At 31.7% G+C, this 11796-nt stretch carries 8 protein-coding genes; 3 read left to right on the top strand and 5 right to left on the bottom strand.

The features are described 5' to 3' along the window. Positions 1 to 1432: 1432 nt before the first annotated feature. Entirely contained in the window at positions 1433 to 2218 is a 786-nt protein-coding gene (znuB, locus tag ERCIPSPA2889_RS01875; RefSeq protein WP_157989169.1) for a zinc ABC transporter permease subunit ZnuB, read from the bottom strand. A 32-nt stretch (positions 2219 to 2250) separates the two neighbouring features. After that, positions 2251 to 2979, bottom strand: a complete 729-nt coding sequence (gene znuC, locus ERCIPSPA2889_RS01870; RefSeq protein WP_414973874.1) for a zinc ABC transporter ATP-binding protein ZnuC — start codon at positions 2977 to 2979, stop codon at positions 2251 to 2253. A gap of 64 nt (positions 2980 to 3043) precedes the next feature. Between znuC and znuA the strand changes: the two genes are divergently transcribed. From znuA to nfo, 3 genes are all read left to right on the top strand, one after another. Beyond that, positions 3044 to 4012 (top strand): zinc ABC transporter substrate-binding protein ZnuA, encoded by a 969-nt coding sequence (gene znuA, locus ERCIPSPA2889_RS01865; RefSeq protein ID WP_157989168.1) that lies wholly within the window; start codon positions 3044 to 3046, stop codon positions 4010 to 4012. 15 nt (positions 4013 to 4027) lie between these two features. After that, positions 4028 to 5359, top strand: a complete 1332-nt coding sequence (mepM, locus tag ERCIPSPA2889_RS01860) for a murein DD-endopeptidase MepM (RefSeq protein WP_157989167.1) — start codon at positions 4028 to 4030, stop codon at positions 5357 to 5359. A 736-nt stretch (positions 5360 to 6095) separates the two neighbouring features. Further along, positions 6096 to 6950, top strand: a complete 855-nt coding sequence (gene nfo / locus ERCIPSPA2889_RS01855; RefSeq protein ID WP_157989166.1) for a deoxyribonuclease IV — start codon at positions 6096 to 6098, stop codon at positions 6948 to 6950. A gap of 67 nt (positions 6951 to 7017) precedes the next feature. On the opposite strand, the gene fruA is transcribed toward nfo, so the two are convergent. Genes fruA through fruB form a run of 3 tightly spaced genes read right to left on the bottom strand, consistent with a single transcriptional unit; the run spans position 7018 to position 10803 of the window. Beyond that, the gene (gene fruA, locus ERCIPSPA2889_RS01850; protein WP_157989165.1) at positions 7018 to 8709 is read right to left on the bottom strand and encodes a PTS fructose transporter subunit IIBC; all 1692 of its coding nucleotides are present in this window, start codon (positions 8707 to 8709) and stop codon (positions 7018 to 7020) included. Then, positions 8709 to 9671: a 1-phosphofructokinase gene (gene fruK / locus ERCIPSPA2889_RS01845; RefSeq protein ID WP_157989164.1), complete on the bottom strand. Its 963-nt coding sequence runs from the start codon at positions 9669 to 9671 to the stop codon at positions 8709 to 8711. The genes fruA and fruK overlap by 1 nt, the downstream gene beginning before the upstream one ends. Further along, entirely contained in the window at positions 9664 to 10803 is a 1140-nt protein-coding gene (gene fruB, locus ERCIPSPA2889_RS01840; RefSeq protein ID WP_157989423.1) for a fused PTS fructose transporter subunit IIA/HPr protein, read from the bottom strand. Before fruB ends, fruK begins: the two co-directional genes overlap by 8 nt. Positions 10804 to 11796 lie beyond the last annotated feature (993 nt).

The raw sequence follows: 11796 nt of genomic DNA, 5'->3' as shown, positions 1-11796 counted from the left end.
TACAAACAGACCATATATATCAACATTAATCCATGCAGCATAAAAATATAAACTAGCCATTCAAAGGTCATATGATAAGCTATAACCTCTTGATGACCAAGAGCAACGAGAGGTTCGTGTATAAAAATAAATTTTTAAAAATTTTAGAGCAAAATATTATTTACAATAAATTTTTCAATATATGTTATAAGTATAATTAATAGTTATAATACTTTCAGTATTAAACCTTCTTATATATTCGATATTAAAATAACGTTAGCTGTTAGAATATAACAACATAGCAGATCTTTTCTGGATATAGACTGATATCTTAGAGTGATTAATCTAGTTTTATACTTAATTTACAAAATAATGTACATTGAGGAAATTTCTTCAGTATCTAATAAACAGATCCCTGAGTAGAAATCTCATTACCGCAATGATACTGAACATTCATTAAATGAAAAAAACACATAGCTCAATGATTACATATAAAGTAATACTATTTTATTCTAGATAAAAGATAATCATGCAATACTAGTTATTTACTAGATTGCCTAGAAAAAGACTTATAATATTGTAAAAAAAATCATTTTTATATTTTTTTTTAAAAAAATAGAACTTCATATAAACATCATTCCATGTTTTTAGTATAAAAAATAGTATACTTATACTAAGATTATTAGAAATTTTTAGTAGTTAGATTAATTGTTTGTCACTTATATGAATCATAGAGTTAATAGCAATAAATAATACTTTAACAATCATATTTAGTAAAATTTATTTAAAAAATTTATTCAAAAACTAATTAGTGCATATATATAAAAAATATACATATTATAAAGTATAGAAATATATAATCATTTAAAAATGGATATATTTCTTTTGATGGGATAGATAAAATGACAGTTAGAAGCTAATCTAAACTATTATGTATAACTCAATAAATAAAATAAATAATATAATTGTCTCTCATTATATTATTAAAGATATCGAATCATTCTTCTGGCGTGAGACATACTTTAGTATTTTATAAAAAATATCATCTTAGATAAAAAATTACGTTAGATCTTATCTATAAATTATATATGTATTTTGTATCTATCTAAATAGATAAAACTGTTTCAGTTTATTAGGATAAAACTTTACTAATCATATTATATTGATATACAAAAAAATATCAATTCTTTGATGTTCTTGAAAACTAATACACAAAAAATAATCAATCTGTTCTATAAAATACTTAACTTTCCTAAAGAGATTTTGGAATATTATCATAATAAAGTGAGGTGTATTTACCTTAATACCACTATCATTATCATTATATAGTTTTAAGTTTTATCTGATTATACTTTGGTACGTAGAATGAATCTTCCATAAGCGCTTCATAAGATGAGTTTTCTTTCTACTCAAATTATATTATTAACATAATAGATCTTTTAGTAATAGCATTTTATATACCTGATTTTTTAATAGTACTTAAAATAAACAAAAAAGTTAACACTAACACTACAGAAGGTCCTGCTGGAGTATCATAACATGCTGAGAAGATAAGCCCAGATGTTACTGCTAATACACCAATTAATACAGCGAATATGGCCATTTCTTCTGGAGATTTCACAAATCGACGTGCAATAGCTGCTGGCATAACTAACAATGAAGTGATAATCAATGCACCAACAAACTTCATAGATATTCCAATCGTCAGTGCTGTAATGATCATTAAAATCATTTTAGTACTCTGAATATTAATTCCATCAACTTGCGCTAATTCTGGATGCACTGTTAAAGAAAGAAATTTTCGCCAATTCCAGATCATAACAAACAAAATAAGTATGACCCCAATTGAAATAACCCATAGATCACTAGACATAACCGATAGAAGATCACCAAATAGATATGCCATTAAGTCAATGCGAATATTGGACATTAAACTTACCAAAATCAATCCCAATGATAATGCGCTATGTGCTAGAATACCTAATAAAGTGTCAAGTCCCAAATGAGGGTAACGCTCAAGCCAAACTAATATTACTGATAAAAATAATGTAACAATGATTACTGTATAACAGGGATTAATATTAAGTAATAATCCCAGTGCAACCCCAAGTAATGAGGTATGCGCGAGAGTATCACCAAAATAGGACATCCGTCGCCAGATAATAAATGAGCCCAATGGACCAGCTACTAATGCTAGTAATATCCCCGTCAACCAGCTTGGGAACAATAGTTCAATCATGAACTGATGAATCTCCTACGTATAAGGCTATATTATGAAAGATCATAATTATTCTTATGATTTTTGTGTCGGTAAATAGCTAATTTTTTCGCCCGAATAGGACCGAACATCGAGATAAACTCTGGATGTTGCGATACCGATTCAGAAGTGCCAGAACAACAGATACGACGATTCAAACATAAAACTTCATCAGTTGTAGCCATAACAAAATGTAGGTCATGTGAAACCATTAAAACACCACAATTAAGGTCGTATCTTAATTGATCGATCAGATCATAAAGTGCAATTTGGCTATTAATATCGATACCTTGAGTCGGTTCATCGAGAACTAGTAGTTTTGGTTGGTTGAGCAATGCGCGTGCTAATAACACTCTTTGCATTTCACCTCCGGATAATTTCTGTAGAGGAAAATCTATTAAGTGTTCTGCCTGAACACGTTCTAAAGCAGGTACAATGTCTATATACTTAACATTGGGTCGCAGCCGCATAAATCGACCCACACTTAAAGGCAGTGTAACATCTAATAACATTTTTTGAGGAACATAACCAACAGACAATTTTGCAAGGCGATACACAGTACCAAAAGTAGGACGAATTAACCCAAGAACTACGCGTACTAATGTTGATTTACCAGCTCCATTGGGGCCTACTAACGTTAATATACGTCCTGATTCTAGATTCAGTGAGACATTGGTTAATACTAAACATTGACCAAGTTTTACTGTAAGTTGTTTTATAGATATTAAGGTAGATATATTCATTGTAATTGATATAATATTTTACATATTGGCATATGATATATAGCCTATTAAAATGGAATGAATCATGATTTTGTGGAAAAATTTACGAAGAATTTTCATTCTAGTTTTCAGCATATTTATAGTATTTCTGTCATTTTCAACTAGAGCTACTATTATTGCATCCATAAAACCAATAGGTTTTATTGCCGCATCTATTGCTGACGGTATTACTCTAGTAAAGATTCTTCTTCCAGAAGGTGCCTCCGTGCATCACTATGCACTACGCCCATCAGATATGAAGCGTCTTCGAGAGGCAGATTTAGTAGTTTGGGTTGGTCCTGATATGGAATCATTTATGAAAAAACCTTTAGAAAAATTACTAATACAAAATACTATTGAGATAAGTAAATTGCCTGGAGTGCAATCATTATTACTGCGCGATAAATTACGTAAGGAATGCAGATATGTTGATAAATCACTAAATGTCAAGCATAAAATACAATTCACAAATCATGAACATGACCATTATCATAGTAAATATAACATGCATCTCTGGATGTCACCAGATGTTGCTATTCAAATAGCGATTGCTATTCATTCTACGTTATTAGGGTACATGCCAGAAAATCAAGATCAACTAAATGCAAATTTGCAGTATTTTAAGGCTTCCATCTTAACGATGAATACAGCAATTAATCAACAACTTGCACCATTAAAGGATCATGGCTATTTTGTTTTTCATGATGCCTACACCTATTTTGAAAAGTATTATAATCTAAGTCCTACTGGTTATTTCACTATTAACCCAGAAATTCAACCAGGTGCCCAGCGTTTACATTACATACAGATGCAACTTCTTTCAAAAAAATCACAATGCGTTTTTACTGAACCACAGTTCCAACCAACCATAGTGCAAGCTATCTCTAGGGGAACCAATGTTCGTTTTGGTACATTAGATCCTCTTGGCACGGAAATATCTATAGGTAAAGATAGCTACGTACAATTTCTTATGAAATTATCTACTCAGTATAGCCGCTGTTTACAGGAGGATTAAATTAAGGGAGTGTATGTGCAGAAAAAACTCAACGCTATAAGTTTAGCGTTTTATGGTTTATTTTGTCTTCACCCTATTGTATTGAGCGCATTTACGGTGGTTCCATCAATTATTTCTATTTTTAGCGCAAAACTATATATTGGCTATGCTAGTAGCGCTAGTTTATTGCTTGACCGTGATCAATCTAAAAATCATCAGACTAGCGCTGCTCTTCCAGAATATAGTGAACCGCTTGATGAAGAAAGCACATCTATTGAAGATGAGTTACTTAAAGATGAAATGGATAATGCTATCTCTAATGAGACGAATGTCCATGATTATATCGTTACTTACGGAGATACACTCAGTAGCATAATAAACCAGTATGACGTGGAGTTACTAGATATTATTCAATTAATCAGATGTGATAGAAGATTGTATAATTTACGTATTGGTCAGAAACTATCATGGACACTAAATAATAAACATCAACTTCAACACTTAACATGGGAGCGTTCACATGGTGAAATAAGATACTATGAACGGACTAAAAAAGGCTTCAAAGTATCTTTATCACTTAAAATTAATTCTTTTCAACGAAAAATTACAACAGTGGTAGTTAATACTAGCTTTATTAATAGCGCTAGATTAGCAGGGTTAAGCACTAAAGAAATCCAAGCAGTAATTAAATCTTTGCAATGGAAAATCGATTTTCGTAAGCTTCGTGATGGTGATCGTTTTGAAATATTAACAATGTATGCAATGTTGAATGGTAAAAAACAAAAAAGTGAATTATTAGGAATTAGGTTACATAATACTGGTAAGGATTACTATGCAATTCGAGCGGCTAATGGTAAGTTCTATGATCGTAATGGGTCTGACTTAACAAGTGGTTTTATGCGTTTTCCTACCGTAAAAAAATATCGCATTTCTTCTCCGTTTAATCTAAGGCGACCTAATCCAATCACTGGTAAAATTATACCACATAAAGGTGTCGATTTCGCAGTGCCTATCGGAACGCCTGTATTAGCAATAGGCGATGGGGAAATTATTATCTCTAAATTTAGCAGCACAGCTGGAAAATATGTAGCTATACGACATGGACATCAATATATGACGCGTTATATGCATTTGAATACCTTACTAGTAAAAGTCGGTCAGAAAGTAAAGCGTGGTGAACATATTGCACTTTCTGGAAATACTGGGCGCTCTACGGGGCCACATGTTCATTTCGAGATTTGGGTAAACAATCAAGCTGTAAATCCTCTTACCGCTAGATTACCCTGCATGGAGAAATTAACTGGAACGAATCGACGTAATTATTTAGATAAAGCAAAAAAGATAATACTTCAGTTACATAAAAGATAATATTAAGACATATTGCATTGATATGTTAAAAATTCATGAACGATATAATCGTTACTAATGAAAAAATATACTGCATACCATGTAAGTATAAATAATATATGCTATTATTTTTGTAAATAAATTACAATACAAATCTATTTTAAGTAAAATAGGATCCATATAAAAATATATAATAGTATGTAGTACACTGCAATTATCAGACAAGTAATTATTTATTTAAAACTTAAGAGAGTTATTTTATATAATTTTAATTAATTAATACAACAATAATCTAACCGACATTGAGGCATAAGATCACCAATCTATGTTATGCATTATCGATACCTTAATAATTTTCTATTGTTAGTATTTACGCTTTAATATATATCAGCTAGTATATATACTATAGATTATTATATGGATTTTCTAATATAAAAAAATTCTTTATAGTTATATTGCTATCAAACGATATATAATATTATTCATTATAATATGATATGTGAAATTTTAATTTCATGACAATAAAATTTTTTATGTTAATTTAATTAAATAAATTTTTTATTATAGCTATAATGAATAGATACTATTTTGTATATCTTAAAGTAATATGTTTAAAAAATAAATATTTTTAATGATGATTAAGTGTCAATGCTCGCATAGCTAGAGAACTATTTGATACTCCGATTTTTATTTCGATTTTCGCAACATAGTAGGGTTCCATTATTAGAAAGTTTATTAATCTATTAGGATGAGCTCAATGAAATATATTGGTGCCCATGTTAGCATAGCTGGTGGTTTAGAGAAAGCAGCTGAACGTGCCGCAGAATTACAAGCTACAGCTTTTTCTTTTTTTACTAAAAATCAACGCCAGTGGTACGCAACTTCTCTTACTCCTGAAAAAATTTTTGCCTTTCATCGTGCGTGCGCGATGTATCAATATACATCAGAACAAATCATTCCCCACGGTAGCTATCTGATTAACCTCGGTCACCCCATATCGGATAAATTAGAAAAATCTCGTTTTGCTTTGCTGGATGAAGTTAACCGATGTCAGCAATTGAACTTAACATTGCTAAATATACACCCAGGTAGTCATTTAAAAATGATAACAGAGGATCAATGTCTAAAACGTATCTCTGAATCAATTAATATTGTTCTTAGTAAAACGAAAGGAGTGACTATTGTTCTTGAAAATACTGCGGGACAAGGAAGTAATATGGGGTTTTTATTTGAACATTTATCCACTATTATTCATAATGTGGAAGATAAGTCTCGTATTGGTGTATGTATAGATACTTGTCATGCCTTTGCTAGTGGATATGAGCTACGTACTCAAGATGCTTGTATTAAAACATTTGCTGACTTTGACAGAATTGTAGGATTTAAATATTTATGTGGATTACATCTTAATGATTCTAAAAGTCAATTTAATAGTCGAGTAGATCGTCACCATAATCTAGGCAAGGGAACAATGGGGCGCATAGTATTTAGTTGGATAATGAAAAATAAAAGATTTAATCGTATTCCAATAATTTTAGAAACGGTTAATCAACATTACTGGAAAGAAGAAATTGCTTGGTTAAAATCTGAACAAGATAAAAACAGATCGTAATCTATTTTTATCTATGAAAAATAAAATTAACATCTATTCTTAAATATTACTAAAATTATGAATTTGATTAGAATTCAGAAAGTTCTTTCTCTGGTAGTTTTACCTTTGCATAAGATATACTTGCTAATAAAGTACCTGTAATAATCGCAAAAAGATAACCAATTACTGGAGTAACAACCCCGGGAAGAAAAAGAACAAATAAACCACCGTGTGGTACCATCAATTGAGCGCCAATAGCCATGGAAATAGCGCCTGTTACTGCACCACCAATAACACAACAAGATAGTACGCGTATAGGGTCTCGAGCGGCAAACGGAATAGCGCCTTCAGATATAAAACACATGCCTAACACTAAGGCTGTTTTACCTAAAATTCTTTGTTTTTTAGTAAATTTTTTACGAACAATTAATGTTGCTATCCCCATTGCGAGTGGAGGGACCATGCCAGCTGCCATAATGGCTGCCATTGGTGCGTAGGTTTTAGAACTAAGAAGCCCTATTCCAAAAGCGTATGCTACTTTATTAAGTGGTCCACCCATATCAATACACATCATACTACCTAAAATACTTCCTAAAAGGATAGCATTGGTAGTACCAAGATTACCCAAAATACTAGTAAGGCTAGACATTGCCTCAGAAACTGGTTTACCAACTATGTAGATCATCATAAGACCAGTTAAAAGACTGGACATCACAGGAAGAATTAAGAGTGGTTTTAACGATTCCATACTACTTGGTATATGGATATAGGAGTTAAGATACTTAACAGTATAACCAGCTATAAAACCAGCAATTATACCACCAATAAAACCTGAATTTATGTTTGTTGCCAACATACCACCAATAAAACCTGGCGTTAACCCAGGTCGATCAGAAATAGAAAAAGCAATAAATCCTGATAAGATTGGTATTATGAGCATAAGTGCAGCGCCAGTTCCAATCTGCGTAAGTGCTGTAATAAAAAAATCTGAATCATTACATATAGTATTGCCAACTGCAAAAGCAAGGGCAGTAATAAGGCCACCAGAAATAACCATTGGCAACATATAGGAAATACCAGTCATTAAGTGACGATAAGAACCAGTCTTCTCTTGATTATGCTGTTCTTTTTTCTTATCATGATTACTCAGTGGATGATATGGTGTAGATTTAAGAACAGCATTATCTAACTCCTGTTTTGTATTTTTCAGTGCTAAGCACGTTGAAGTTCTGTAGATTTTTTTACCGCTAAACTTTATTAAATCTACTTCAATATCAGTGGCAACAATTACAAAATCTGCTAAAGCAATTTCATCAGTAGTGATAATATTTTGTGTACCTATGGAGCCTCGGGTTTCTACTTTTATCCACCAACCTCGTTTTTTTGCCTCAATACTAAGCGCTTCAGCAGCCATAAAAGTATGCGCTACGCCTGTAGGACATGCAGTTATTGCTAGCACTCTCTTGCATGGTATTTTTGACTCTAGGATAAAATTTGACTGAGAAATTGGCATACTATATAGTTTGGAATCTGTTAGGGCTTGTATTAAAAATTTCTTTGGAGCACGCATAAAGTGCTTGATATCTATCAAGTAAATAGATTTGCCAATAAACCGATTGTCTACTGGTTGCGTATTACCTAAAGCAATTATTAAATGAGCTTCTTCTATATTTTTCGTTAATGTTACACCAATAGACTTTGCTACTTCAGTGGTGATGCGTTGAACGATATGCTGTGCACATCGTCCGAGAGAAGAGTCCATTATCAGTAAGGTTTTCATTATAATATATCTCCAGAGGATAGTGTTGAATAAGGATATAGATCAACACGCTTCATCATTGTAGATAATTGTGCATGGTCAGTGATACCAACGCTGCTTTTGTTAACAGAAAGTGCAGAAATAGCAGTAGCAAGACGTAGAATATGTTCACTGGATTCATGCATAAGTAGTCCATAGATTAAACCACCAACCATAGAATCTCCTGCTCCTACGGTACTAATAACATCACAAGATGGAGGTTGTGATATCCACACTCCATCGGCATTAACTAGTATTGCTCCTTTAGCCCCCATTGAGATAACTACATGTTCAATACCTTTACCACGAAGAATTTGTGCAGTATTAATTACGTCTTCTTTAGTTGGTAAAGGGTATCCTATATACGTCTCTAACTCTCGGAGATTAGGTTTAATAAGATAAGGTTTTGCAGTAAGACCTGCAATGAATGTCTCATGACTACTATCAAATACGATACATGGACAATATTTACGTACTTGTTTCATCCAATATGCAAAAGCAGAGAAATCAATACCAGCTGGTAGACTGCCACTAATACAAAGTATGTCAAACTGGTTAAAAATAATACGAGACTTAGTAAAGAAACTCTCCCATTCTTGAGTGGTGACCTTGAATCCGGAAAAATTAATTTCTGTAAGTTCTCCATTACATTCAGTTATCTTGATGTTTGTGCGGGTGTATCCATTCACTAAGTGAAAACGATTAATAATGCCTTTTTTTTTAAAAAGACAAAGAAATCCGTCCTGGTTTTTGTTTCCTAAGAAACCAAAAACTGTTACATCAATATTCAAGTCTCTGAGTATCTTGGCGACATTAATCCCTTTACCAGCAGCATGCATGCTAATTGTATTAATTAAGTTTAACTCTCCATGCTCAAGATATGGAACATACCCCTCTAAATCATAGGCCGGATTAAAAGTAACAGTAGCTACGCGTTTACTCATTTTTATTTTCACCTAAACCATTAGCAATCGCTTCTGTAACTGCCAACATCATTTTTTGAGCTTCTTCACCTCTAGCAATAAATCTTAAACGATGCCCCCTTTTTACACCAAGTGCGACCATCTTCATTAAACTTCTGCCATTAGCAGGTTGCCCATTACCATTAAGATTGATAACACTAACTTTACAATTAAATCCTTTAATTAAATTAACTAACACAGCACCTGGACGTGCATGTAGCCCATGTTGATTATTGATTATAAACTCTTTTGTTACTACCAACTCTTGCGAATCTAAAGTTTCATTAGTTAATAATTCAATAATATAATAAGCGTCTCCATGAAATAACTGATCACACTCATTATTTATTAGAAGACGACTCAAACAACTGAGCACCACTAATGGTTTTTCATCAATTATAGATATAGTTATCAATAATGAAACTTTGTCACCTTGAACATCAAACGGTCGCATTGCGCGACTAATTGCAATACCATTAATTAAATTTCCTTGAGAACTTTCACTAAGCCAAATTCCTTGTCCAAGATTCAGAGGTGGATCTGACAAGATCTGTGAAAGAAACAAATTATCTACTAAGCCAGCCTGTTTAAGTAAACCTGCATTTATTGCTTGTAACGTAATCAAATTACAACTTGCTATGTCAGTAGTAATTAATGAAGCATCTAAGGAAAATGATGTAGAATCTTTCTCTCCAATTAATATACTACGTAAAGTTTTAGCTGAATCGGTGTTTTTAAGTTTTTGGGCTAAACTTTCATCATTTAATGCATGAGTTATCTGTCGAAGCAACTCAAGGTGTTCATCAGATTTAGCAGCAATACCAATTACTATATACGCAATCTGCTGCTCTCCCCAATCTACTCCATGTGGAAATTGAAACACCTGTATACCAGTTTGTAGTACCAAATGACGAGAATGAATCGTTCCATGTGGAATAGCGATTCCGTTACCTAAATAAGTAGACGTTTGTTTTTCACGTTCTAGCATTGCCTCTAAATAGTCACCGCTAACGTTTCCAGCTGCAGCTAAAGCAATGGAAACTTGACGAATTGCATCTTTTTTGTCGCTCGCCCATGCTCCTGGCGTAATAGCGTTAAGTGCTAGCTGCAACATAGCTCTCCCTGTTGCGAAATATAAATCATTTTGTCTGGTCTTCCTTGTTACTATCTTACTTTTTTGAGATAACATAACGCAAGTATTATAATATGAAGATTGATCAGTATCTTTAATTATTAATGAAATTAGCATGATATTAAGAATCATTAAGTTCATTAATATAATGATAATATTTTAAATTTTTTTATGAATCTTCTGTAAGAATGCGATCATTCATCATCGAATGAGCATTATCATGCCAAATGTTTACTGGTATTTATTGAAAAAAATTACAAAATATCATCTCATACCTCATAAAATAAGATTGATTTAATTATATAAATAAAACAACCTCAACTATTAATGTTATTATAAATGTTTTAAAAACATGATAAAAATTTATATGCCTCATTAAATATCACCTTGCGTTTTCAGTGCTATGAAATAATCTATGGATTATGAAATAGTTTATAACTCTGAAAGAATTATCAAAAGAATTTTAGAATAAAAACGCATCTTCTGATGATTGATAGATTCTTAATAAAAGATATTACATAAAATCAAATAAAGTTAAAAATCAATTATTACTTTTTAAAAAACTCAATATAAATTAAAGCATGATGATTATCAATCGTACTTATTGTTCTCAAATAATTTATTTAGTGTAACATAATGAATAAAAAATTAATTTCAAAATTAATCAAAACTATTATGACATGCACTCATAATGCATAATTATTTTTTATAACTATCAGTAACATACTGTATAATGAATATAATGCAGTGCAAAAAAATAATTTCTAATCTTATATCGTAAAACATGCCATGTGTATTCAATTTAACAGAAATGCTTCTATCGAAGAACACCAACATAAGAGATTGATGACATACTATTAAGTACCCCATTCCATGAAATTTTAAAAAATTTTTTATAAATATAAGAAGACCTGATAGTAATTCTAACTAATTATATTCATAAAATAATATTTAAGCAATTTGTGTTAATATCCA

This window comes from Candidatus Erwinia haradaeae, from assembly GCF_900698985.1.
Classification (GTDB): domain Bacteria; phylum Pseudomonadota; class Gammaproteobacteria; order Enterobacterales; family Enterobacteriaceae; genus Erwinia_E; species Erwinia_E haradaeae_B.
The sequence above is the reverse complement of the archived record's forward strand: the minus strand, read 5'-3'. Positions and strand labels throughout refer to the sequence as shown.

Coding starts and splice junctions, on each gene's coding strand:
- znuB (WP_157989169.1), bottom strand. CDS start 2,218: ATGATTGAACTATTGTTCCCAAGCTGGTTGACGGGGATATTACTAGCA.
- fruK (WP_157989164.1), bottom strand. CDS start 9,671: ATGAGTAAACGCGTAGCTACTGTTACTTTTAATCCGGCCTATGATTTA.
- znuA (WP_157989168.1), top strand. CDS start 3,044: ATGATTTTGTGGAAAAATTTACGAAGAATTTTCATTCTAGTTTTCAGC.
- znuC (WP_414973874.1), bottom strand. CDS start 2,979: ATGAATATATCTACCTTAATATCTATAAAACAACTTACAGTAAAACTT.
- fruB (WP_157989423.1), bottom strand. CDS start 10,803: ATGTTGCAGCTAGCACTTAACGCTATTACGCCAGGAGCATGGGCGAGC.
- fruA (WP_157989165.1), bottom strand. CDS start 8,709: ATGAAAACCTTACTGATAATGGACTCTTCTCTCGGACGATGTGCACAG.
- nfo (WP_157989166.1), top strand. CDS start 6,096: ATGAAATATATTGGTGCCCATGTTAGCATAGCTGGTGGTTTAGAGAAA.